19 protein-coding genes are annotated in these 23492 nt (G+C 65.2%); 13 read left to right on the plus strand and 6 right to left on the minus strand.

Features of this window, described 5'->3' with window-relative positions; translation table 11 throughout:
- Position 1 precedes the first annotated feature (1 nt).
- Together AC3WUF_RS11645 and AC3WUF_RS11650 are read right to left on the minus strand one after the other, a co-directional pair.
- Positions 2–2413: a TonB-dependent receptor gene (locus AC3WUF_RS11645; protein WP_492425689.1), complete on the minus strand. Its 2412-nt coding sequence runs from the start codon at positions 2411–2413 to the stop codon at positions 2–4.
- A gap of 4 nt (positions 2414–2417) precedes the next feature.
- Positions 2418–3065 (minus strand): helix-turn-helix domain-containing protein, encoded by a 648-nt coding sequence (locus AC3WUF_RS11650; RefSeq protein WP_492425691.1) that lies wholly within the window; start codon positions 3063–3065, stop codon positions 2418–2420.
- An 82-nt stretch (positions 3066–3147) separates the two neighbouring features.
- On the opposite strand from AC3WUF_RS11650, the gene AC3WUF_RS11655 reads away from it, so the two are divergent.
- Together AC3WUF_RS11655 and AC3WUF_RS11660 are read left to right on the plus strand one after the other, a co-directional pair.
- On the plus strand, positions 3148–5406 hold the full coding sequence (locus AC3WUF_RS11655) for a S9 family peptidase (RefSeq protein WP_492425693.1): 2259 nt from the start codon (positions 3148–3150) through the stop codon (positions 5404–5406).
- Positions 5403–5795, plus strand: a complete 393-nt coding sequence (locus tag AC3WUF_RS11660) for a hypothetical protein (RefSeq protein WP_492425695.1) — start codon at positions 5403–5405, stop codon at positions 5793–5795. Before AC3WUF_RS11655 ends, AC3WUF_RS11660 begins: the two co-directional genes overlap by 4 nt.
- A 31-nt stretch (positions 5796–5826) precedes the next feature.
- On the opposite strand, the gene AC3WUF_RS11665 is transcribed toward AC3WUF_RS11660, so the two are convergent.
- Positions 5827–6312 carry a VOC family protein gene (locus AC3WUF_RS11665; protein WP_492425697.1) on the minus strand — a complete coding sequence of 162 codons (486 nt, stop codon included), beginning with the start codon at positions 6310–6312 and terminating at the stop codon, positions 5827–5829.
- Positions 6313–6340: 28 nt separating this feature from the next.
- A complete protein-coding gene (locus AC3WUF_RS11670; protein WP_492425699.1) occupies positions 6341–7276 on the minus strand; it encodes a polysaccharide lyase family 7 protein in 936 nt (311 codons plus the stop codon).
- Between the two features lie 303 nt (positions 7277–7579).
- On the opposite strand from AC3WUF_RS11670, the gene AC3WUF_RS11675 reads away from it, so the two are divergent.
- Both AC3WUF_RS11675 and AC3WUF_RS11680 read left to right on the plus strand, forming a co-directional pair.
- Positions 7580–7798 carry a hypothetical protein gene (locus tag AC3WUF_RS11675; protein ID WP_492425701.1) on the plus strand — a complete coding sequence of 73 codons (219 nt, stop codon included), beginning with the start codon at positions 7580–7582 and terminating at the stop codon, positions 7796–7798.
- Between the two features lie 294 nt (positions 7799–8092).
- On the plus strand, positions 8093–9664 hold the full coding sequence (locus AC3WUF_RS11680) for a carboxylesterase/lipase family protein (RefSeq protein WP_492425703.1): 1572 nt from the start codon (positions 8093–8095) through the stop codon (positions 9662–9664).
- A 5-nt stretch (positions 9665–9669) separates the two neighbouring features.
- Here the strand turns inward: AC3WUF_RS11680 and AC3WUF_RS11685 are convergent, their stop codons facing one another.
- The gene (locus AC3WUF_RS11685; RefSeq protein WP_492425705.1) at positions 9670–10668 is read right to left on the minus strand and encodes a LacI family DNA-binding transcriptional regulator; all 999 of its coding nucleotides are present in this window, start codon (positions 10666–10668) and stop codon (positions 9670–9672) included.
- 95 nt (positions 10669–10763) lie between these two features.
- Between AC3WUF_RS11685 and AC3WUF_RS11690 the strand changes: the two genes are divergently transcribed.
- From AC3WUF_RS11690 to AC3WUF_RS11715, 6 genes are all read left to right on the plus strand, one after another.
- Complete coding sequence (locus tag AC3WUF_RS11690) at positions 10764–11759, plus strand: alpha/beta hydrolase (RefSeq protein WP_492425707.1); 996 nt, start codon at positions 10764–10766, stop codon at positions 11757–11759.
- Between the two features lie 76 nt (positions 11760–11835).
- The gene (locus AC3WUF_RS11695) at positions 11836–12708 is read left to right on the plus strand and encodes an alpha/beta hydrolase (protein ID WP_492425709.1); all 873 of its coding nucleotides are present in this window, start codon (positions 11836–11838) and stop codon (positions 12706–12708) included.
- Positions 12705–14507 (plus strand): trehalase family glycosidase, encoded by a 1803-nt coding sequence (locus AC3WUF_RS11700; protein WP_492425711.1) that lies wholly within the window; start codon positions 12705–12707, stop codon positions 14505–14507. Before AC3WUF_RS11695 ends, AC3WUF_RS11700 begins: the two co-directional genes overlap by 4 nt.
- 29 nt (positions 14508–14536) lie before the next feature.
- Positions 14537–17053 (plus strand): TonB-dependent receptor, encoded by a 2517-nt coding sequence (locus AC3WUF_RS11705; protein ID WP_492425713.1) that lies wholly within the window; start codon positions 14537–14539, stop codon positions 17051–17053.
- Between the two features lie 25 nt (positions 17054–17078).
- Positions 17079–18062 (plus strand): alpha/beta hydrolase, encoded by a 984-nt coding sequence (locus AC3WUF_RS11710; protein ID WP_492425715.1) that lies wholly within the window; start codon positions 17079–17081, stop codon positions 18060–18062.
- A gap of 59 nt (positions 18063–18121) precedes the next feature.
- Positions 18122–18886: a LolA-like protein gene (locus AC3WUF_RS11715; RefSeq protein WP_492425717.1), complete on the plus strand. Its 765-nt coding sequence runs from the start codon at positions 18122–18124 to the stop codon at positions 18884–18886.
- 61 nt (positions 18887–18947) lie between these two features.
- On the opposite strand, the gene AC3WUF_RS11720 is transcribed toward AC3WUF_RS11715, so the two are convergent.
- Positions 18948–19235, minus strand: coding sequence for a hypothetical protein (locus AC3WUF_RS11720; protein ID WP_492425719.1), 288 nt, complete (start codon positions 19233–19235; stop codon positions 18948–18950).
- A gap of 186 nt (positions 19236–19421) precedes the next feature.
- On the opposite strand from AC3WUF_RS11720, the gene AC3WUF_RS11725 reads away from it, so the two are divergent.
- From AC3WUF_RS11725 to AC3WUF_RS11735, 3 genes are read left to right on the plus strand one after another with little or no spacing between them, the layout of a single operon-like run.
- The gene (locus AC3WUF_RS11725) at positions 19422–20141 is read left to right on the plus strand and encodes a TetR/AcrR family transcriptional regulator (protein WP_492425721.1); all 720 of its coding nucleotides are present in this window, start codon (positions 19422–19424) and stop codon (positions 20139–20141) included.
- A gap of 16 nt (positions 20142–20157) precedes the next feature.
- Positions 20158–22596 carry a TonB-dependent receptor gene (locus AC3WUF_RS11730; RefSeq protein WP_492425723.1) on the plus strand — a complete coding sequence of 813 codons (2439 nt, stop codon included), beginning with the start codon at positions 20158–20160 and terminating at the stop codon, positions 22594–22596.
- A gap of 7 nt (positions 22597–22603) precedes the next feature.
- Positions 22604–23491 (plus strand): alpha/beta fold hydrolase, encoded by an 888-nt coding sequence (locus AC3WUF_RS11735; RefSeq protein WP_492425725.1) that lies wholly within the window; start codon positions 22604–22606, stop codon positions 23489–23491.
- The last annotated feature ends 1 nt before the right edge of the window (position 23492 follow it).

The raw sequence follows: 23492 nt of genomic DNA on the forward strand, positions 1-23492 counted from the left end.
TCTATTGGAACTCCGCGCTCAGGCGCAAGGTGAACGCCAGCGGGCGATTGTAGATGTAGGACGTGGTGTCGGTACCGGTCAGGCCCGACGTGCCGTTGCTGCTGCTGCGGCCGACGACACCGCGCACATCGGTGAGATTGGTCACGCCCAGGTTCAGCGCCGGTGCGAAGCGCCAGTCCGGCCGCGAGACATTGAGGTTCAGCGCCAGGCTGCCGAAATTGTAGATCTCGTTGTCGTGCGTCACCGTCGTGAACGCGCGGCTCGAATAGGTGTGGCTCAGGCTCAGGCTGGAGAGCCAGGCGCTGAAGTTGGTGCTGTAGGCCAGTGTCGTCGCGGCCTGCCAGCGCGGTGCGTTCGGCACCGTGGCGCCGGCCGGCACGACCGTGCCGTTGGCGGCGGTGTAATCGGACGCGGTACGCGCATGCGAGTAGGCGCCGGCGACGTTGATCGACAATCCTTCCAGCGGCGTCAGCCAGACAATCGACGTCTCGACGCCCTGGCTGCGCACCTGGCCGACATTCGAGATGTAGGTCGTGTCGATCAGGATGTTGTCGTTGGTCTCGGGGAACTGTGCATCGCGCCAGTCGAGGTCGTACAAGGTGATATCGGTGCGCAGCGTGCGGTCGAGCCAGTCGGTGCGGACACCGATCTCACGACTCCACAGGCTGCTGGAGTCGAAGCTCGGCGGCACCGGCGGGCCGGTCAGGGGATTCTGGAACGGCAGCAGCGAGGTACCGATGTTGATGCCGCCGAACTGGAAACCGCGTGCGACCGTGGCATACATCATGAAACCTTCGGCGGGCTTCCAGGACAGCGACACCTTGGGGCTGAAGCCCTTGTCGCGCAGGTTGATGTCGACGTCGTTGGTCAGCACCGAGGTCGGGCCGCTGAAGTCGACGGTGCCACCGATCTCGGTGCGATAGGCGCGCGCGCCGAGCGTCAGTTCCCAATCCTCGCCGAACTTTCTCGCCAGTTCGCCGTAGAACGAAGTCTCCTTGGCGACCGGCTCGGTCTGGATCATCGCGTACGAGATGCCGCGCGGTCCTGGGAAGATGTCCAGGCCCAGCAGCGGCGGCAGCACGATCGGCAGCGCCGTGCCGGGCAGATAGGCGTCCTGCGTCACATCGGCTTCGTAGTCGAGCAGGAACACACCGGCGATCCAGCTCCAGTTGCCGTCGTCCGGCGACACCAGGCGCAGCTCCTGAGTGTTGCCCGAGACGCGCGTGCGCTGATAGGTGCGGAAGTTGGTGATGCCCTGCGGCCCGGTGAACAGGGTGGTGTCCAGCTCGCCGTCCACGCTCTTGTCCTGCTGCGAAGCCTGCAGGATCAGCGTGCCCCAGCTGTCGAAGTCATAGCGGGCATCGATGCTCGCCAGCTGGAAGCCGGTCTCGATCTCGCTGGGCCCCGGATGCGAGTTGTTGGTGAACTGCTCGTCGTCGTTGTCGACATCCAGCACATCGTCCTTCCGCGATTCCTGCCGGAGGAACATCGCCGTAACGTCGAAGCTCTCGGTCGGATGCCAGCGCAGCGCACCGCGGCCGCTCCATTTGCGACGGCTGTCGGCGTCCTCGTCTTCGCGCTGCAGGTTGTCGATCAGACCCGGGCTGTTCTGCAGAACGCCCGTCGCGCGGAACGCCAGCGAGTCACCGAGCGGCACATTGAACGCGCCGGCGTAGGTCGGCGCCGAGCCGCCATAACGGACCGTCTGGTATTCGGCGAAGCCGCGTGCGCTCCACAGGCTCATCTCGGGCTTGTTCGGCACATAGCGGATCGCGCCGTTCAGCGCGGAAGCGCCGAAGTAGGTGCCCTGCGGACCCTTGAGGACTTCGACAGTCTCGAGGTCGAAAGGATCGAGGTCCGGCGTCACGTAGTTGGAATACGGATCGGTCAGCGGGATGTCGCCGATGAACTGGCCGACCGTCTGGTTGCCCGAGTAGGTGTCGATTTCGCTGGGACCGACGCCGCGGATCGTGATCTTGCGGCTGCCGGCATCGCCGAACTGACCTTCCTGCAGCAGGATGCCCGGCACCTGGCCGATGAAGTCCTGGATGTCGCGTGCACCCATCTTCTCCAGGTTTTCGCCGCTCATCGCATTGATGCTGATCGGCACCTCTCGCGCGGACTTCGCACGCTTGGTCGCGGTGACGACAATCTCTTCGAGCTGGGTCGGATAGTTGCCGTGCGGTTCGCTGGCCAAGGGCTCCTCGGCCTGTGGAACCGGAATGGTCGGCAGCAGTTCCGGCGCCTCGGGTGTCGACTGCGCGGTTTCCTGCTCGGCAGCACCCGGCTCCGGTGCCGGTGTCGTCTCCTGCCCGGCCTCGGGCGTGACGGGGAACAACTCGGTGGATTCCTGCGCCGAAACAGCGACGGCGAACATCAGTAACGGCAAGCTGATCAACAAGGGCATACGCATGCGTCTATCTCCGCGGCCGCGGCAGCGCGGCGATCAGCCAGTGAAGTGTTTCCGCGAGGTGCTCGCGCGGTTCGGGGTTGCTGCTTGCGGTCCAGGCCGCGGCGCGCGGGGCCAGGCGTGCGGATTTCCGTTTGGCGGCGGCATCCACCGGCGTCGGGCCGTTGCGGCGGATCTCGTTGATGATGCGGGCTTCGGAAAAAGCCAGGTGGCTGACCACCTCCCAGGTACGCCCCGCCTCGTCGAGCGAGTAGCCGGCGCCTTCCAGGGTCTGCAGCACGGCCTCGAAGATCGGCAGGCCGAACTCGGCGAAGCCGCGCCAGTTGCTGGTTTCGAACAGCGCCGGGTTGGCGATCAGAAAATCGTAGAAGCGCAGCGTGGTCTCTTGCAGCCACGGCTTCCAGCGTTTCGGATTGCCGGGCTGCAGCGCGAACTCCCGGGCCAGCTCCAGAGCCAATGCATTAAGCAGCTCTTCGCGTGAGCTGAAGTGGTAGTAGAGCGCCGGCGGCTGTACCCCCAGCCGCTTGGCGATGTGCGGGAAGGTAAATTCACCGGGGCCGAGCAGGCGCGCCACGGCCAGAATCCCCTCGCGGGAAATCTTCGCCGGTCTGCCGCCGCTTGCTTGCGTCACCAGCTTGAGTTTGCGCTCTGCCATGCCCGCCTCTATTTGACACGTCTGTATTTTACTAGGTATAAAATACCCATCGATTTTTGGGAATGCAAGAGGAGTTTCAGCAATGAGCGACGCAGGCAAGAGCGCGGCCGTGGCAGCGGCCTACAAGAACCTCGGCGCCCTGATCAGCGACGCCAGCCTGATGCCCACCTGGAGCCCGGACGGCAGCGCGCTGGGTTTTGTTGCCGGCCCCAAGGAACAGCGTCAGGCCTGGCGCGTCGATCTGGCGAGCGGACAGAAGTCGCCGCTGCTCGATGTTGCGGTGCTGCGCCAGGCCCTGCTCAATGCAACCGGCATGACGCCGGCCGGCCAGGGCGTTCCTTTCGAACACTTCGCCTTTATCGCGCCGACGATGATTGCGTTCGCGCTGGGCAGCGATCGCATCAGCTACGACATCGCCAGCGGCACCGCCTTCGTCGCGCCGCCACCGAACATGATCGACACCTATCTCGGCATGTCGGCGGAAGCCCGCATGACGCCGCGCATGTTCAAGCGCAGCCTGCCGATGGTGGATCCCACCGATGCGTACGAAATCATGTCGCCGGACATGCAGTGGCTGCTGTCGATCCAGGACCGCAACGTCTCGCTGCGCGCCACTGTCGATGGACGCAGCGTGCGGCTCACCGACGACGGCACGCCTGAAGTGGAATGGACCGTCGACTGGACCAACCCGATGTTCGCGTTGCTCGGCATGGCCGTGCCGACGACGAACTGGTCGCCGCAAGGCACGAAGATCGCCGCGTATCGCGTCGACAATCGCGGCGTCTTCCAGGCGCCGCAGATGCATTATCTGAAGCGCGAGGACGAGGTGGTCTTCCGCAGCTTCCCGAAGGCCGGTGGCGTACTCGAGAAGCTGACGCTGTTCGTCCTCGATGTCGCCAGCGGCGCGCCGGTTGAAATCCAGCTCGGCGATACGCGTGACAGTTACCCCTGTTTCGCCGGTTGGCTGCCGGACGGCTCCGAGCTGCTCGTGTTCCAGATGAGCCGCGATTGCCGCAAGGTCGAAGTGCTGGCCGCCAATCCGGTCACCGGTGCGGTACGCAGCTTGTTCACCGAAGAAGCGGCCACGTTCGTCCGCATCCATCACGACGTCTACCTCGGCCGCAAGACTGGCCTGACCCTGACGCCGGATGGCCGTCATCTGCTCTGGCTGTCCGATCGCGACGGCTGGAAGCACATCTACAAGTACGATCTGAGCGGCAAGCTGATCGGACAACTGACGACGGGCGCCTGGGCCGTCTGCGAGATCAGCAGCGTCATCGGCGACCAGATCTACTTCACCGCCCACTCGAACCCAGACCGTCCGTACGACGTGCACCTGTGCCGCGCGCCGCTAGCCGGCGGCACGATGAAGGTGCTGACCGAAGGCGACGGCAAGCATGTCTGCCTGATCGCGCCGAACGGCCAGAGCTTTCTCGACACCCGCTCGACGCCGTCGACGCCGCCGGTCACCTGCCTGCGCCGCATCGACGGCACGCTGCTGAATGCCGAAGTGCTGAAGGCCGACATCTCGAAGCTGCAGCAGACCGGCTACACCGCGCCCGAGCAGTTCTCGGTCAAGGCCGCCGATGGCGAGACGGACCTGTGGGGCGTGATGTACAAGCCCCACGATTTCGATCCGAAGAAAAAGTATCCGGTCATCGAATACATCTACGGCGGACCGCAGATGATCATCGGCGATCACGCGTTTCCAGCGTTCGGATCGCTCGGCAGCGCGCCGCTGCGCCTCGCGCAGCACGGCTACATCGTCGTCACCGTCGATGCACGCGGCACGCCGGAGCGCAGCAAGGCCTTCCACGACGCCTGCTACGGTTCGTTCAGCGGAACGATGTCGGCCGACCACGCGGCAGCGATCCGCAACCTCGCCGCGAAGCATTCGTTCATCGATCTGGACCGGGTCGGTATCACCGGCCACAGCTGGGGCGCCTACTCGACGTTCCGCTGCATGATCGACCAGCCGGAGGTCTACAAGGCCGGCGCCGTCAGTGCCCCGGGCTTCGATGTCTACTCGGTCGTGCTCTATGAATGCTATCTGGGCCTGCCGCAGGTCAACCCGAACGGTTACCGCCAGGCCGATCTCTATCCGCTGGCCGGGCAACTGAAAGGTGAAGTCCTGATTGCCGGCGGCACTTCGGATCACGCGACCTGGACCGACGCCATCAAAATGTCGGAAGCGCTGATCCGCGCCGGCAAGCTGCATCAGTTCGTGGTCCTGCCGGAGCAGTATCACGGCTTCGACTCGGTGCACGAGGATTATCTGGATCGCTGCTTCATGAAGTTCTTCGAGCAGCAGGTGAAGAACCTCAACAACGAGGGCGCATGAGCATGATCTTCATGTCACCCGAGCATGTGGCTCACATGAACGAACTGCTCGCCGTCGACGCGGCAAGCAGGGCCGCCTGTGCGGCTCTGGATCGTCGCTGGAACATGGTCTACGAGCTGAGCGAGGGCACGGCGACCGTCTGGTGGACGATGCGCTTCGATCCGGCAGCCGGCGTGTCCTTCACTCTGCAAGCTCCGGCCGAACCGGCCGATGTCCTGTTCCGCGGCGAGCACCGCGCAGTGTTGGACACCATGCGCCGGATCAAGGCCGGCGAAAAAGAGCTGCAGCTGCCGCTGACCCAGTCAGGCGATCCGGCGGCCTTGAGCATCATCGGCGCGGCATATGCAGCGGCGCACCAGGCCGCCGCCATCCACACCGAGATTCCCTGATCCGGGCGCCGCCACTCCTGGCGGCGCTTCCTCAACCGCGGCGCGCCGCCTCGATGGCCGCGATGTCGATTTTCTTCATCTTCATCATCGCCTCGAAGGCGCGCTTGGCGACCGCAGGGTCCGGATCCGTCGTTGCCTGGGTCAAGGCGACCGGCGTGATCTGCCAGGACAATCCCCATTTGTCCTTGCACCAGCCGCACTGACTCTCCTGTCCGCCGTTGCCGACGATCGCGTTCCAGTAGCGATCCGTCTCGGCCTGGTCCGCAGTCGCAACCTGAAACGAAAACGCCTCGCTGTGCTTGAACTCGGGTCCGCCATTGAGCCCGAGGCAAGGGATGCCCATGACAACGAACTCGACCGTCAGAACATCGCCTTGCTTTCCCGAAGGAAAATCCCCCGGAGCGCGATGCACCGCGAGCACCGAGGAATCGGGGAAGGTTCTGGCGTAGAACTGCGCCGCCGCTTCCGCATCGCCGTCATACCAAAGGCAGATCGTGTTCTTTGCTGGCTTTGCCATTTTGTTTCTCCTGGAGACAAGTGCCCGTTCATTGCACAGGATGCGATGCCTCCAATGCCATGAACGTGGCTTGTGCGAAATCCGCAACATCACCCGTGTTGTTCTGGTTATACAGCCCCGCCTTGAAGTACAGCGGCAAGCCGTCGTAGCGAGGATCGATGCCTTGCGCGAAGACGGCGCCGGGCTTGCCCTGCTCGACGACGGTGACTCGCAAGTCGAGCTCGTCGAGTTCCAGCTGATACTCGAAGATCTCGCCCAGCGCGATGCCATGATCGCCGCTGTTCGGGACGATGTCCTCGGAGAAACTGCCACTCCCCTGCTCCACCCTGTCCGTGCCGACGTACAGGCGACCCTTGGCTTCATCCGGTTTCTTGTCGTAGTACAGGCGGACAACTTCCGTCTCCGGGCCGTGTATCTGACCGATGACGATTCTTCCGGCCTTCTCGGGCTTGCCGGTGGTTGAGACGGCGTCGACCCTCAGGCGCGCCTTCAACACGCCACCGCGCGCCGCCGTCCAGTTGTTGGCCTGCGCCGAAGGGGCACCTGCCGGCGCGAGCATCTCGCGCAACTCCGATCGGGAGTAGTTGCTGTTGTCGGTGCGCCCGGCGACGTTCGGGCTTCTGAATGTCAGGCCGCCGCTCCGCGGATCGGTATGGAAACTGTCGCTGGCCTGGAAGCCTGCCTCCAACTCGGCGGTCGACACTTCGTCACCGCTCGGAAGCGTCAGGCTCCAATGGCTCAGATCGAAGTTCGCGCTGGGTGGAGAGCCGGGGTCGAGTGAGCGCTGTTCAATGTGGATGCCGTCGCCGTCCTGCGGACCGACGGTGCCGGGGTCGGAAGGATCGGAATTGCAGGAAGCGAGCAGCACAGCGACAGGAAGAAAAGCAGCACCCGCGAAAATCCTGCATTCCATTCGCCACCTTCCCTGCACCATGACGTCCTGGCATTCGGCAATCAATGCCATGCGCGGGACCGGACCGACCGGAAAAAAAGAACCCCCGACTAGCGGGGGTGGGTCAAATCTCAATTTGGAGTGAAGCGGAGCCACCATAGTCCTGCGGAACTGAACGTCCCATGAGCCGATGCCGGCAACTGTCAACTGGCGCGATCTTGAATGCGTCATTAACGCGACCGCGCGCAGTTCAGCCGAACGTCAGCCCGGCGCAAGCATGGTCTCTGCGCAATCTGCAGCAGCATCACGCGCATCCTTGGTGAGCAATCGCCATCGACGCTTCTACAAAGTGGGACGCACCAAGGAGTAATGACAATGAGTGGATTGAAGATCGTGGCAATTCTGCTGATCGTTGGCGGAGCCCTGGGCCTGGCCTATGGCGGCTTCACCTACACGAAGGAAACCCATGAGGCGGAAGTCGGACCGCTGAGTCTGTCGGTCGACGAAAAGGAAACCGTCAACGTGCCGGTCTGGGCCGGCGTGGGCGTTTTGATTCTCGGCGTTGTGCTGCTGGTCGTGCCGAAGAAGGCCTGAAGACCGGCCATTCAACACAAAAGACGGCGGGGCCTCTGAGGCCCCGACCGCCGGCTCCTGAGCCACCGATTCGCTTGCCCCCTCGTTGTCGTCCTTGTGATAGCTGTCCGCGCCCGGAGTGCGCACAATGGCGTCGTCTGACGGACGGCACGGGGCCATATGTTCAAGGGGATTGCTTGGAAAAATGCGCGGGCGATCCAATCGCTCCTGTTCGTCGTCTTGAGCGTTGTCGTCAGCCTGCCTTGCCGGGCAGAGACAGCGGACACAAGCCCGATCGATGCCGCTCCGTTGCGGGTGCGGACGAACACCGGCGCTGTCGACGGACAGATCGTGCTCGAAGGCGCGGCACGCCGCTGGCTGGGGATTCCCTACGCGGAGCCGCCCATTGGCACCTTGCGCTGGCAACCACCGCGACCGCACCCCGCATGGCGCGAGCCTCTGAATGCGAGCGCATACGGTGCCGCCTGTTCGCAGGTCGGCTGGCTTTATGGCCCACCGGCGGCGGGAAAGAGCTGGGGCGTGTCGAACGTCGAGACCTTCGGCAAGCCGGTCGGCAGCGAAGACTGCCTGACGTTGAACCTATGGCGACCGAACACGCCCGACACCGGCTTGCCGGTGATCGTCTTCATTCATGGCGGCGCGAACATCGTCGGCCATTCCTCGGATCCGATCTATGACGGCGCGCGGCTTGCGGCGAAGACCCGGTCGCTCGTGGTCACGATCAACTACCGGCTCGGCCTCTTCGGTTGGCTGTCGCATCCCGCGCTGGAGGGCGACGATCCGCTGGGCAACTCGGGCAACTTCGGCATCCTCGACATCATCGAGGCGCTACGCTTCGTAAAGGCCAACGCCGCCGCATTCGGCGGCGACCCGGATGCCGTGACCGTCATGGGCGAATCGGCCGGCGGCGGCGATATCTATGCGCTGATGGGCTCGCCGCTGACGGTCGGACTGTTCCATAAGGCGATCGTGCAGAGCGCGCTGATCCGCAAGGGCTACAGGAAGGAAGAAGGCGCAGCGTATGTGAAGCGCTTTGCCGCGCGGCTGCTGATCCGCGACCGCCAGGCGGCGGATGAGGAATCGGCACTGAAGCTCATCGGCAGCAAAGGCGATGAGTGGCTGAAGACCTATCTGCTCGGCAAGCCGGCCAGCGATCTGCTCGATACGCAGAGCCAGCACGACGATCTATGGAAGGTGCCGGGCTTCTTTGGCGACGGCGCGGTATTGCCGCCCGTTCTGTCGGCGGCCTTCGAACAGGGCGCATTCCAGAAGATGCCGATGATCGTCGGCATGACGCGCGAGGAATCCAAGCTGCTGTTCAATGCCGGCTTGAAGCTGTCCGGGCAGGAACAGTTCAAGGCCATGGTCAATGCAGATCCCGATACCGACCAGCCCATCGCGCTGGACGAGTTCGTCAGCCCTTACCTGCTGCCGTCCTGGAGCGCGGTCCCGTTCAATACGATGCATCGGGCGTTCTCCCGCTACCTGCGCCATGAACTCGACGGCGACCTGACGGTGCTGGCGAAGTACAACCCGAACGTGTTCGCCTATCGGTTCGAATGGAATCAGGGTCCGGAACCCTGGCGGACGCTGTTCGGTTCCAGCCACGGCAGCGACCTGCCGTTCGTGTTCGGCAATTTCGCGGGCAATCTTTTCTCCATGGAATATTCAGAGAAGACGCGGCGCGGACGCGAGGCCCTGTCGGACGCCATGATGAGCAGCATCGGCGCGTTCATCCGCAGCGGCGATCCGAACAACGAAGCCCTGGGCCTGAGCTGGCGCCCCTGGACCTCCGCGCTCGGCGACAAGAGCCGATTGAATTTCGACGCGGCCGATACCGAACTCAGACTGTCGACCGGACGCTGATCGGCTCAGGTGGCCCTGACGACCAGATCGGTCGGCAGAAGCACCGGGTTCGCAGCCGTGCCCTCGATAGCCAGCATCAGGCGCTCGACGAGGATCGCTGCGCCCATTCTTGTGTCCTGCCTGACCGTCGTCAGCGGCGGCGAATGATGGACCGCGGCCGGGCTGTCGTCGTAACCGCAGACGCTGCATCCGCCGGGCACGTCGATGCCCCGCTCCCGCAGCGCCGCGAGCGCACCCATCGCCATCGTGTCGCTGCCGGCGAACAGCGCATCGGGCATCTGCTTTCTTGAATCCAGACGCTTCAACACGGCATCGCGACTGGCGACGAAGGTGAGGTCGGGCACTTCAAGTTCTTCGACCGCCGCGCCCCAGGTCGCCATGAAACCCTGGTGGCGCTGCTCGATCTCGATATGACCCCGCGGGCCGAGAAACACCGGCCGCTTGCGCTTCAGGCTGCGAAAGCGTTCCGCCACCAGGCGTCCGCCCAGCACGTTGTCGCTGCCGACGACGCAATAGCTCGAATCGGCATGGTGCGCGCCCCAGACCACAAACGGCACACCGGCCTTGGCCAGTGCGCGAAATTCCTCATGGCGTCCGCTCTGGCCGAGAAAGATGATGCCGTCGACGCCCTTGTTCGACAGCATGTGTTCGAAGCCGACCTGATGAGCCGACTGCTCCGAACAGAGCAGGACATCCTGCTGCCTCACCGCCAAGGCATTGGCGATGTTGCCGAGCATCTCGAAATGGAACGGGTCCGACAGGCGGTTCTCCGGCAGATGCGGGAAGTCGATGACCACCGCGATCGTGCCGGTACGCCTGCGGCGCAGGTTCTGCGCGCTGCGGTTGACGACATAGCCATGTCGCCGGGCGATGTCGAGGATGCGTCGCTTGGTTTCGTCGTTGACCAGCGGACTGTCCTGCAGCGCCCGCGAGACGGTGGGCTTCGACACGCCTGCAAGGCGCGCGATGTCGTCCATCCGCTTCGGGCCTGAGTTGTTTTTCACAGTCTCGCGTCCAGTTTCCGTTGTTGTTTTCCGTGCCGCAGGCTGCAATCTAACAGTCGTTGCAATCGATTGCAAAGACGGCTAGAGTCGGCACCATGCTGAACCCTGGCCTGCTCCCCGTCTCCGATTTTCCGGAGCCCGCACCTCATCTTTCCGACGAGGCGCGCCGCTATTTCCGCGAGACCTTCTCCCGCGCGGAGCGAGACGCGATGCGCATGCCCGAACCGGACGATCTCGACGGCTGGCGGCGGCGCAACGCCGAAGAACTGCGCAAGCGGGAATCCCTCAACGCGGGCCTGCTGAAGCGCTATGCGCCAATCCTGCAACCGATCCTGATCGGCGGCGTTCCGGTCACCGACATCCGTCCGTCGCGCGGAGCCATCGCCGGCAAGGTGCTGCTCTACGCGCACGGCGGCGGCTTCGTCGCCGGTGCGGCTCACGACGCCCTCGACAGCACGCTGCCGCTGGCCGAAGAAACCGGACTGCGCATCCTGTCGATCGACTACACGCCGTCGCCGCACGCGGATCACGCCGTCATCGGCGAGCAGGTTCTTGCGGTGCTGGCGGCGCTGTATGCACAGGGCTACGCAGCGGGAGACATCGGTGTCTACGGCGATTCCGCCGGCGCGACGATCGTCGCATCGGCGATGCTGCGCGCGCGCGATCGCGGCCTGCCGCTGCCTGCCGCCCTGGTGCTGTGGTCGCCGTGGGCAGACCTGAGTTTCAGCGGCGACAGCTATCGCACGCTTTGCGACGCGGAGCCGTTCTACACCTCCGAGGCCCTGCTCTCGACCGCCGCCCGCTGCTACGCAGGCAGCACCCCGGTCACAGACCCGCTCGTCTCGGTGCTTTTCGCCGACTACGGCGCGGGTTATCTGCCGACGCTGATCCAGTGCGGCACGCGCGAGCTGCTGCTCAGCGACGCCGTCCGACTGCATCGCCGACTGCACGACAGTGGCGTCGAGGTGGAACTCGACCTCTACGACGGCCTCTGGCACGTCTTCCAGTTCAAGCCGGTCGATTCGCCGGAGGCCATCACGGCCCGCAATCGCACCGCTCGCTTCCTGCTGCGCCGACTCGGCGTCGCCTGAAACCCTTCATACGGCACGACTTCGTACAGAAATGAAACCGATTGCAAAAGTTCATGGCTGGAAGCTTCGCGGACTCATGGCACTCACCGAACTGCTGGCCCGCTTCGGTCTGGGCGGAGCGTCGGCGAAGGCCATGAACCTGCCGCTGGAACGTCGCGCTTCCTCGGTTCCGGCGCCCTGGATGCTGCTGCCGATGCCCGAGGTCGGCATTGAACGTTCGAGCGTGCCGGGACGCGACGGCCCGGTTCCGATCAAGCGCTTCCTGCCGCGCACGCGCAAGCCCGCGGCAACCCCGATCCTGTTCATCCATGGCGGTGGCTGGATCGCCGGCGGCGTCGATTCGCTGGACTACCTCTGCACGAACCTCTGCGACCGCCTCGGCACCGAAGTCACCGCGGTCGGGTATCGACTCGCGCCCGAGCATCCCTTCCCCGCCGCACTCGACGATTGCGAAGACGCGCTCGGTACCTTGCTGAAGCAGGCACCGCTGGTCGACGTCGTCGGCGACAGCGCCGGCGGCAATCTCACGGCCGCGCTGGCCTTGCGCCTGCGGGGCCGCAATGCGATCCGCCGCCAGGTGATCATCTACGCCTTCCTCGACCTGACCATGGCGTCGCCATCCATCGATCCGCCGCGGCAGGGCATGTCGCGGCGCGACGCGGAACTGATCATCGAGAAGTATCGCGGGTCGACGGCGGTCGACGATCCGTTCGTCTCGCCGCTGCATGCGCCCGACCTCAGCGGGCTGCCGCCGGCGATCATCGTGACGGCGGATGCCGACCCGCTGCGTGACGATGGCTTCCGCTACGCGGACCGGCTGCGCGAAGCCGGCGTGCCAGTCCGCTTCGAGAACTACATGGGCATGCCGCACGCATTCCTGTCGCTGGCCAGCCTCTGCCCGGCGGCACCGCAGTGCATCGAGATGCTCGTCGGAGAACTGCAGGCGTGAGCATCGACACCGCGCATGCCTTCGAGTGGAGCGTCACCGACGGCGACGTGCTGCGTCCGGCCGATCGCGCGGAGGTGCAGGCCCGCTCCGATTGGGCCAGAGGCCTGCTGAACAGCGTGCGTCATCCGGATGTGCCCGCGGTGACCGAGTTGCACTTGCCGCTGGCCGCGCCGGTGGTCGGCAGCGGACGTTCCGATCCGTCGCCGGGTCTTGCAAGCCCGCTGATCGAGGAAGCGCGCATTCTGCAGCTGCACGACGACTTCAAGTCGCTGTCGGACCTTCATCGCCGCGATCTGGATCCGCAGTCGACCGCGCAGTGGGCACGGAATTTTGCGGCACTCGCCGGGCTTGCTCCGGACCAGCGCCTCGAGCAGCGGCGCAAGCTGCTCGTCGACTATCTCGAGGCCGCGTACGAAGCCGAGGACGGCTACGAAGGGCTGGACTCGGACCTGATCCGGCGCCGCTGGACGCTCGATCATCCCGATGCTCGCGTCCGCGCTGCCTTCGATCATATCGAGGCGCACTGGTGCAACCTGGTGAAAACCAGCGCCGGCGCAAAGGGAAGCTCGCTGCTGCGCACGCCCTACCCGTTCCTGATTCCGGCAGGGCGCTTTCGCGAAGCGTACTACTGGGATACCGCGTTCGGCATCGACGGCCTGATCGCGACGGGACGGCTCGAAGTCGCGAGCATGCAGGCCGACAACTTCCTCGAGCTGATCCGGCGGTTCGGCTTCGTGCCGAACGGCAATCGCGACTATTACCTGAGCCGCTCGCAACCGCCGCTGTCCAGCTATCTGGTTCGCGCCGTCGTCGAAGCCACGCACATCGAGGTCCTGCGCAACGCAGATTCCGGCCGCGCGGTAAACCTGCGCCGCTGGGTGAAGGAACGCGCGGTGCCGCTGCTCGCCAGCGAGTTCGTCGACTTCTGGTCGAATCCCGCAACCCGTTTCGACGCGGCGACCGGCTTGCACCACCACTGGGATGCACTCGACGTCAAACGTCCGGAGCGCTATTCGGCCGACGAGGAATCCGATCTCGGCAAGACGTTCCGGGATGTCCGCGCGATGGCGGAATCGGGGCTGGACTTCACCATCCTCTACACCGGCGCTTCCGGCAAGAACGAGATGTCGCGGTTCGCGCCGGTCATGCTCAATGCGCTGCTCGCCCGCTTCGCCGCGGATGTTGCATGGCTCGCCAGCTTCGCCGGCGTCGATGGCGAGGAAGCGCGCTTCAGGCAGCTTGCCGCCGACCGCCGCGCGGCGATCGACCGGCATCTGTGGGACGAAGACGCCGGCCATTACCGCAGCCTGCACCTCGACACGCGCCGCTCCAATACCGGGATCGGCTTCACCGCGTTCGCGCCACTGTTTGCGGGCATTGCATCCGCGCATCAGGCCGAACGCGTCGTCGCCGCCGCGCGGCCCCTGCTCAGGCGCGGCGGCATCGCCGGCTCCAGCCGCTTCGATTCGCTGCATCAGTGGGACGGCGACAACGGCTGGGCGCCGGCGCAGATGATTGCCGTCAAAGGCCTGCAGCAGTACGGATTCGATGCGCAGGCGCAAGAGATTGCGCGTCGCTGGATTGAAGCCCTGACGACGGTGCACGCGCGCCATGACGGCTTCTTCGAGCGCATCAACGTCGAGACGCTCGACCTGCCGACGCGCAAGGGTCACCAGTATCCGGTCCAGGAAGGTTTCCTGTGGACCAATTCCAGTTTTGTGTGGATGGCCAGCGAAGTGCTCGGCCATCGCTTAATGCCGATCACGGGGCAAAGCACCCCGCCAACCGACGCCCGCTAGAGGCGCCTTGGGTTTTTGAGGAGAAGTTTGTGTCGAAGAATTCCAGCAGTTCCCGGCCCGTCGGCCGCGGCGAGGATGTGCGCGCATTGAAGCTTTCGCCGCTGGTGGCGCTCGTGATCGGCGCCAGTCTGATTGCGGCCACGCCGCAATCGGCGCGCGGCGAAGAGCCGACACCGACCGGCGAAAGCCAGAGCGCCGACGCTGCGCAGGACTCGGCGGTCGATGATCTGTTCGCCATGCCCGATGACGAGCCGACGACGCCGGCCGACGCATCGAGTCCGCCGGCGGACGATGCGGCTTCCGCGCCGGCATCGGTCGATGCGGTGCTGCCGGTCATCGCCGTACCGCAAAAGGCCGAGCCGGTGCCGGCGCTCAAGGAGCCGCCGTCGAACACGACCCAGCTCGAGGAGATCGTCGTCACCGCAACTAAGCGCGCCGCCAACGTGCGTGACATTCCGGCGAGCATCTCGGCGCTGTCGGGCGAGGAACTCGAACAGCGCGGCGCGCAGGACACCGCCGACATCGTCAAGCTCGTGCCGGGCGTGAACCTGACATCGACCGGCGACAGTCCGCCGCGCATCACGATCCGCGGCATCTCCTCCGACATCGGCACTGGCCCGACGACCGGTGTGCTGCTCGGCAACGTGTCGTTCACCGAAACCTATTCGCCGGTCGTCGCGCTCGACCCGAATCCCTTCGACATGGGCTCGGTCGAAATCCTCAAGGGCCCGCAGGGCACGCTGTTCGGCGCCTCCGCGCTGAACGGTGCGGTGCGCTACGTGCCGAACGCCCCGCGCTTCGACGAATTCGAGCTCAAGTGGTTCGGCCAGTACACCACCGTGAATGAAGGCGATGCCGGCGCGACCTACGGCGCCGCGATCAACCTGCCGCTGTATTCGGATGCGCTGGCACTGCGCATCATGGCCTTCGATCGCGAAGCACCGGGCTACGTCGACAACACCCGCATCGGCATCGAAGACACCAATCGCACCGATCAGCAGGGCGCGCGCGCCCTGCTCGGCTGGCGCCCCGACTACGACTGGGACATCCTGCTGACGACGGTATGGCAGGACACCAAGTACGCCGACGTCGGCATTGCCGACAACGACGAGGGCCGTCTGGAAACCGCCGACCGGCCGCGCGTCAGCCCGAATCATGTGAACTACTCGATGGCCGGTCTGACCGTGACCTATAGCGGCGAGTGGGCGCAGTTCGTCTCGGACACTTCGTTCATCGACAAGAGCGGCCGCAATTTCTTCGACGCCAGTTCGCGCACGACCGGCACCGGCCTCATCCCACTGGTTGCGCAGCACTACAAGGGCGACTCCAGCACCTACGGCCAGGAGTTCCGCCTGGTGTCGCCGGAAGATGCCGACAGCCGCTGGAAGTGGGTTACCGGCGTGTTTGCCTGGCAGCAGGAACTGGAAAACACGCTGATCGTGCCGGTCGCGGCGGATCTTGCAGTGCTCTCGCCGGTCATCGCGTCGCTGCCGGAGGCCCTGCGTTCGCTGTTCACCGAAGACGGTACGCTCAAGGTACTGCAGGGCGTCGCCGATGTCCGCGTGCGCGAGCTCGCCGTGTTCGGCGAGGCCACCCGTCAGCTCGGCGAGGACTTTGAGCTGACCTTGGGCGGGCGTCTCTACCGGACCACCTCCGGCGGCACGAACACCCAGTCCGGCGCTTTCGTCGTCGCCTCCACCGGACAGTCTCCGTATGTGATCGAAGACGAGATTCAGGAACAGGGCTTCAACCCCAAGGCCTCGATCCTCTGGCACATCAACGACGACATCCTCACCTATGCGCTGGTCTCGAAGGGCTTTCGCGTTGGCGGCATCCAGAACGGCCTGACGACGCCGCTGTCGAGCGAGCAGGCGCCGCTGACCTTCAAATCCGACACGCTGTGGAATTACGAGATCGGCGTGCGCACGCAGTTCTTCGACAACACGCTGCGCCTCGACCTGACCGGCTTCTGGGTCGACTGGAAGGATCCGCAGAGCCTGCAGCAGGACGGCTCCGGCCTCGCGGTCTTCATGGACAACGTCGGCGGCGTGCAGAGCCGCGGTGTGGATCTGTCGGTGCAGTACCTGCTGCCGCTGGGCGTGATGTTCAGCACCGCGGTCTCCTACGCCGCGACGGTAACGACCGAGGAGTACACCACCGCGACCGGCGACGTGTACCCGGCCGGCACCGACTGGCCGCTGGCACCGCGCTGGCAGACCTCGTCGAACCTGTCGTTCATGCAGATGCTCGGCGACTGGAACCTCGGCGGCTTCGCGACCTACAGCGCGATCGGCCCGACGGTGCCGGTGTTCGGCGCGCACGAGGTGTTCGACTACGGCCAGCTCGATCTGCAGCTCAGCGTCTCGAACCCGAGGCTGAGCTGGCTGCCGGAAGTCGCGGTGATCTTCAACAACGTCACCGACGAGCGCGGCCTGACCAATGCATTCACGTCCGGCGTGCCGAGCCCGCAGCTGGCTGCCGAGGAGTATTACTACATCACGCCGCGCTCGGTCAGCGTGCGCCTGATGGGCCGCTTCGGCGACTGACATCGCCAGGACAAGGAACAAGACGATGACGCAGAACATGAAGTTCAAGGGTTTGCGCCTGCGCGCGATGTACGCCCTGCATTCGCTCGTCCGCACCCTGGGCCTGGCCCCGGGCACCGACAAGATGCTGGCGCTGCCGGCAGCGACGCGCAAGGCAATGCGCGCGCCTGCATGGACCACCTATCCCGCTCCTGCGGAAGTCCGCCAGGTCAACGAGACGATTACCGGGCGATCGGGTCCGATCGCGATCAGGAAGTACCTGCCGGCCACGCTCAATCCGCACTGCCCGCGCGTGCTGTTCCTGCATGGCGGCGGCTGGATCCACGGCGGCCTCGACACGCTCGACTACCTGTGCGCGGAGGTCAGCCGTCAGGCGCAGTGCCATGTCGTTTCGGTGGAATACCGGCTGGCGCCGGAGACGCCGTTCCCCGGCGCACTGGAGGATTGCGATGACGTGCTGAGCTGGCTCGCCAACGACCGCTCGCTCGGGCCGATCCCCGCCGCCGGCATCGTGATCATGGGCGAGAGCGCCGGCGGCAATCTCGCCGCCGCGCTGTGCGTGCTGCGCGCGCGCCTTGGGCAGTCGCCGATCCGCCACCAGATCCTGATCTACCCGGCGCTCGACGCGACGCTGACATCCGAGTCGATGAACAGCATCGACCAGCCGGGACTTGAGAAGCACAACATGCTGCGCGTGCTCGATGCCTACCGCGGCAAGACCGAGCTGACCGATCCGCTGCTGTCGCCGATGTTCGCCGAGAATCTCGCCGCACTGCCGCCGGCGCTGATCCTCACCGCCGACATCGATCCGCTGCGCGACGACGGCGCGCGTTTCGCGCGCAAGCTCAGCGATGCCGGCGTGCGCAGCCGCTACATCAACTACCCGGGCATGCCGCACGGATTCTTCTTCATCCCGCGCATTGCGGTGTCGGCCGCCGAAGGCATTGCCGAGATCAGCCGCGAAATCGTCGCGCTGGCGAAACCCGCATCGCAACCGGGTCGGATATAGTTCCGCGCCCCGCAGGTCGGCAGCATCGCAAGAGGATGGATCGGGACATGGACTGTCACATGAATTGGGTCACGCACCGCAACCGGCCGTTCGCAGCGACGCTGTCCTTCGTGGGCCTGTCCGTCATGATCCTGCTGCTTGCCGTGCTGGCGAGCGGCAGCGCCCGCGCAGCAGACGAATCCGCGGCGGCCGATGAGGTATTGCAGGCCTATGTCGAGGCCGCCGGCGGACGCGAAAATCTCGACCGCATCCAGAACCGCGTGACCGAATCCAAGCTCTCGATGGGCTGGATCAGCGCAGGCGTCAAATCGACGCTGGTGCGCCCCGATCGTTTCATCGACGAGGCGAAGCTGCTCGGCATGGCCAGCGGCAGCGGCTATGACGGCACCACCGGCTGGACCCGCGAGGGCGGCAAGATCACCGTCGTCACCGACGCCGAACTGGTCCGCCTGCTGCGCGGACACAGCCTCGACTGGTACAACCAGTACAAGACCTGGTATCCGGTTCGCCAGCGGCTACCGGATGCGACGGTGGACGGTACGGCCGTTCATGTGGTCGAACTCACCGCGGCAACCGGCGAGAAGGAAATCTGGCGCTTCGACGCGCAGACCGGCCTGCTGAGCCAGATCGAAGGCTTCAAGTTCGAGAAGGGAAAAGAGCCGGTGAAGGTCATCTCGACACTCGGCGACTACAAGAAGGTCGACGGCGTCGCGCTGCCGCACAGCTTCAAGGCGACGGACGGCAAGCGGAATTTCACTGCGGTCGTCGAATCGCTGAAGCACAACCAGACGGTCCCCGCCATCCAGTTCCCTGCCGAGAAGTAGGCAGAACTCCGAGGCAGCCTGCGTAAAACCGGCGCCGGGCTTTTTCCGGCACCAGCAGCGTTTATTCGGCGGACCTGCGGTTACGCTCGCGCTGCAGCTGGCGATAGACATCCAGCCGGCCATTCATTGCGAAGGTTTCGCTATCGCCGTCGAGCGAGCGCTCGGCGTCAATCTCCTTCGACATGCCGATCATCCCGGCAATGATTCCAAGCACGCCGGCCGCCAGCACCGCAACTGCCGGCGCGCTGAAGTCGGCCATCTTCGGATTCACCATCACCGCGATCAGCAAGGCAAAAGCCAGCACCGCTATTGCGCCTGAAACACCCGCGACCAGATCCCAACGTTTCATTCACCCGCTCCAAACGTGACTGCAGCCGCGGCAGCCTACAGCGGCGGTGTGACCAAAAATCGATGGACCGATGTTCGGTCGATGACGCAAGACGAACGTCGTCCTGCGGGCCGACTGCCGCTGGGTGGAAATCCCCGGATTGCGGTTAACGATACACCTGTTCTATATTGAAATGATACAGGTGTATTGAAACTCCGCAGGAGACGATTCGTGACCAGGAAGTCGGAACCCCGTTCAAAAGCGGGAAAGGCGTCTCCGGGGAGACCTCGCAAGTTCGAGTTCGAGGACATCGTCTCGGCGGCGCTGGAGGTCATGGAGGAAGAGGGCTACAGCACCCTCACGATGCGGTCGCTGGCCAACAAGCTGGGGATCGCCCACGGCAATCTGTACACGTATGTCGGGCATATCGAGGATGTCGAGACTGCCGTCCTCAAGCGCCTGCTCGACAGCCTGCCGACGCCGCCACCCGCTCCGGTGAGCGCCGCCGTCCTGCGCGGCAAGTTCGTCGAATTCCTGCACGCGGCGCGCAAGGCGCTCATCCGCCACCCGCGGATCATGCAGTCAGCCATGGGTTCACAGGCCTGGCATTCATTCAGCGAGCTGTCGCTGCAGTGGACGGCTGCGCTCAACGCCGTCGAGAAAGACGGGGCAACGGCACTATCCGGCTTCAGTGTCGCGGTCGCTTTCATGGCCTCGCATGCGGAACGCGAACGCCTTCACGGCGCCGACTACACGGCCCAGAGCCTGCGCCTGCTGAAAGGAAAGCATGACGAGCATCTGATCGCGCCGCTGATCGAACAGAGCCGGACCGAAGCCGGCCTCACGCCGCTGGACCGTTCGCTGGATCTCATCCTCGACCGCATGTTTCCCAAGATGGCCGCCGCTCATCGGCGCACCCGCACCTGACGCAGGAATCCCGACCATGAACCGCAATCAGATGCTGGCCGTTCTGCTGTGCGCTACCGGGCTCGTCTTCGCACTGCCGGCGGCGGCGCAGGAAGAATCCATCACCGGCGAAGCCGCGCCCGGCACCACGGCGCGCGCCGAAGGCGATGCGCCAGCCGAAGACCTCGCCCAGGACAACTCGATGAACGAGGCGCAGGACGAGATTCAGCGCCCCGATGAAATCCTCGACACGATTCCGGTGCCGGCGCTGAAGGCAGAAACGCCGCCCGACAATGTGGCGAGGGAACCCGGCGTCACCCGCCTTGAGGAAATCGTCGTCACCGCCAACAAGCGCGCCGAAAGCACGCGAACCCTGGCCGGCGCGGTGACCGCCATCGACAGCAAGCGCCTCGCCGAAGCCGGCGCCAGCGCTTTCGGCGAGTATCTGTCGCTGTCGCCCGGTGTGAATTTCAACAGCGGCGTACCGGGCTACTCGGTCATCACCATTCGCGGCGTCTCGACCGACACTGTGCCAGGCGCCGCGCAGACCGCGGTCGGCGTCTATTACGACGATCTGCCGCTCACCGATCCGGCCGCGCCCATGGTGGTGCCTGACATCGATGCCTTCGATGCCGAGCGCATCGAACTGTTGCGCGGCCCGCAAGGCGCGCTGTATGGCTCTGCATCTCTGGGCGGCGCCGTCAACTACATCCCCGAGCCTCCCGATCTGTTCAACAGCGCGTTCGCCGCGCAGGCCAGCGGCAACCTGGCGACCAACAGCAGTCTCGGCGGCAGCGCGAAGCTGATGTTCAACGCACCGCTGCTGCAGGGCACGGGCCTGGCAGAGAACGGGCTGGCGATCCGCGCCGTCGGTCACTACACGCATACGCCTGGCTACATCGACAACGTCGGCACCGATGAAGAACAGGCCAACGAGTCGCGCACCGGCGGCGGCCGCGTCACGCTCGGCTGGGCACCGACCATCCAGTCGGAACTGCGCCTGACCGGCCTTTACCAGCGCACCGAAGTGGACGACTCCGGCTACGTTGACGAAAACCTCGGCGATCTGAAGAAATCCACGATCGTCCCGGAACCCAATTTCAACGAGATCCGCCTGGCCAGCCTGCGCTACGAAAACGAGCAGGACTACGGCAACTGGACGTTCATCGCCGGCTACCAGGAGAAGAGCAGCCTGTTCTTCTACTCGGGCGCCGATGCGCTGGGCATCGGCCCACTGGGCCTGAACCTGCCGTTGCAGCAGGATGGCGGCGTGAAGGGCTACAGCGGCGAACTGCGTTTCGTCTCGCCGGCCGGAGAGCGTTTCGAGTGGCTGGCCGGCTTGTTCTACGCCGATCGCACCGAGGACTTCAACGTCTCTCTCGATGCGCAGACCTTGCAGGACGCGGTGACGATCGTCGACACGCTGGCCGAAACGCTGGGCCTGCCGATACTCGGCGATCTGCTCAGCAACGCGACCGTCTTCGATCAGCATGCAAAGATCGAGGCGCCCGAGGCGGCCGCGTTTCTCGACACCACATTCCGCTTCACGCCCTCGCTCAAGCTCACGGCGGGTGGACGCTATTACCGCAACGAGGTCGACAGCGGCATCGTCGCGCGCGGGGCGCTGGCGCTGCCCTCCGGCCAGCTGGTCTACACGACACAGCGCAAGGAAACCGCCAGCGGATTCAATCCGAAGGTCTCGCTGTCCTGGCAGGCAAGCGACGATCTGCTGCTGTACGCGCTGTACTCGCGCGGCTACCGGCTCGGCGGTCCGAACCTCGTCCCCAGCTCGCCGCTCACGCCGACCAAGCCCACTTACGGACCTGACGAAGTCAACAACTATGAGCTGGGCGCGAAGACCGGCTGGTGGGACGGCCTGCTGACGCTGGACTTTGCCGGCTTCTATATCGACTGGAGCGACATCCCGCTGCAGGTCGTCGAACGCAGCGGCCTGTTCAAGTATCTCGACAACGCCGGCGATGCGCGCATCCGCGGCCTCGAGACCAGCCTCGCCGTGCGGCCCTGGGAATTCCTGACGATGCGCACGTCGCTGACCTGGACCGATGCGCGCCTGCTCAACGATTACGATCCGCGCAACAACCGGCCGCCGGCGCGCGCCGGCGATCGCCTGCCCGGCGCGCCGGAGTGGACGCTGAGCAACACGCTGACCGGCATGTGGTACTGGGGCGACTACACACCAACGCTGACGCTGATCCACCGTTACGAAAGCGCATCGGCCACCAACCTGTCGTTCCAGGACGTCGAGAAAGGCGACTTCAATCTGTTCGACGCGCGCGCCGGCATCGCGCTCGGCGCCTTCGGGATCACCGCGTTCGCGAAGAACATCACCGATGAACGCGCGGTGATGGCGTCCAACAACTACGCGCAGGCGAGCGGCGATGTGCTGTCGCTCAAGTTCATCAATCCGCCGCGCACCTTCGGCCTTGAGTTGAGCTACACCTTCAGCCAGCAGTGAGAGCGCCATGACCCGTGAAGACATCGCTGAAGTTTCCGGCGCCGCGCTGCGCTATCGCCTGACCGGCACGCCGGGCACGCTGCCGCTGATCGTGCTGGAAAACGGCTGGGGAGCGTCGTACGACTACTTCTCCCTGCTGCAGGACGAACTGGCACCGCATGCGCAGGTGCTCTCGTACAACCGCGCCGGCATCGGCGGCAGCATTGCGCGCGAGCCGCAGAGCGCCGAAGGCACGAGCCGCCAACTGGTCGCGCTGCTCGACAAGCTCGGCATCGGCGCGCCCGTCGTCGTCGCCGGCCAGTCCTACGGCGGCCTCTGGTGCGGCGTTCACGCCGCGCTGATCCCGCAGCGCCTGCGCGCGATCGTGCAGATCGATGCGACCCCAGAGCGCGCCGAACCGCAGGTCGACGACAGCCTCAAGATGGTCCGCGGCCTGGCCCGCCTGCTGATCCCGCTCGCCGTGCTGCGCATCCGCGAGCCGATCTTCACGACGCAGATGCAGGATGTTGCAGCCGAGGACCGCGCCAGGCTGCGCCGCTACGCCTTCGGCAATGCCGCCTCCCTGCGCGCTGCGCGTACGGAGCTGGATCTGCTGCCGCAGATTCGCGAGATCTGCGCACGGCCGAGCGGCACCGCGCGGCTGGTCATCAGCGCCGGGCGCACCGAGGAGATTCGCAACGGCCTGCTGCGCAAGCTGGTGCCGCCGGAGCGCGCGCTTTCGCTGCTGGCCGCCATGCAGAGCCAGCACCGGATCACCGCCGGTCGCGGCGGCGCAGGCAGCCAGTGGATCGAGCTGCCGCACACGCATGGCGGGCTGGTGACGACCCGCGCCGGCGCAACCGCAACCGCCGCCTGCATGCTCGACTATCTGCGCAAATTGCCCGCCGCCGTCTAGG

The organism is Fontimonas sp. FW305-C-3, from assembly GCF_058783185.1.

Coding starts and splice junctions, on each gene's coding strand:
- AC3WUF_RS11645 (WP_492425689.1), bottom strand. CDS start 2,413: ATGCGTATGCCCTTGTTGATCAGCTTGCCGTTACTGATGTTCGCCGTC.
- AC3WUF_RS11650 (WP_492425691.1), bottom strand. CDS start 3,065: ATGGCAGAGCGCAAACTCAAGCTGGTGACGCAAGCAAGCGGCGGCAGA.
- AC3WUF_RS11655 (WP_492425693.1), top strand. CDS start 3,148: ATGAGCGACGCAGGCAAGAGCGCGGCCGTGGCAGCGGCCTACAAGAAC.
- AC3WUF_RS11660 (WP_492425695.1), top strand. CDS start 5,403: ATGAGCATGATCTTCATGTCACCCGAGCATGTGGCTCACATGAACGAA.
- AC3WUF_RS11665 (WP_492425697.1), bottom strand. CDS start 6,312: ATGGCAAAGCCAGCAAAGAACACGATCTGCCTTTGGTATGACGGCGAT.
- AC3WUF_RS11670 (WP_492425699.1), bottom strand. CDS start 7,276: ATGGCATTGATTGCCGAATGCCAGGACGTCATGGTGCAGGGAAGGTGG.
- AC3WUF_RS11675 (WP_492425701.1), top strand. CDS start 7,580: ATGAGTGGATTGAAGATCGTGGCAATTCTGCTGATCGTTGGCGGAGCC.
- AC3WUF_RS11690 (WP_492425707.1), top strand. CDS start 10,764: ATGCTGAACCCTGGCCTGCTCCCCGTCTCCGATTTTCCGGAGCCCGCA.
- AC3WUF_RS11695 (WP_492425709.1), top strand. CDS start 11,836: ATGGCACTCACCGAACTGCTGGCCCGCTTCGGTCTGGGCGGAGCGTCG.
- AC3WUF_RS11710 (WP_492425715.1), top strand. CDS start 17,079: ATGACGCAGAACATGAAGTTCAAGGGTTTGCGCCTGCGCGCGATGTAC.
- AC3WUF_RS11715 (WP_492425717.1), top strand. CDS start 18,122: ATGAATTGGGTCACGCACCGCAACCGGCCGTTCGCAGCGACGCTGTCC.
- AC3WUF_RS11720 (WP_492425719.1), bottom strand. CDS start 19,235: ATGAAACGTTGGGATCTGGTCGCGGGTGTTTCAGGCGCAATAGCGGTG.
- AC3WUF_RS11730 (WP_492425723.1), top strand. CDS start 20,158: ATGAACCGCAATCAGATGCTGGCCGTTCTGCTGTGCGCTACCGGGCTC.
- AC3WUF_RS11735 (WP_492425725.1), top strand. CDS start 22,604: ATGACCCGTGAAGACATCGCTGAAGTTTCCGGCGCCGCGCTGCGCTAT.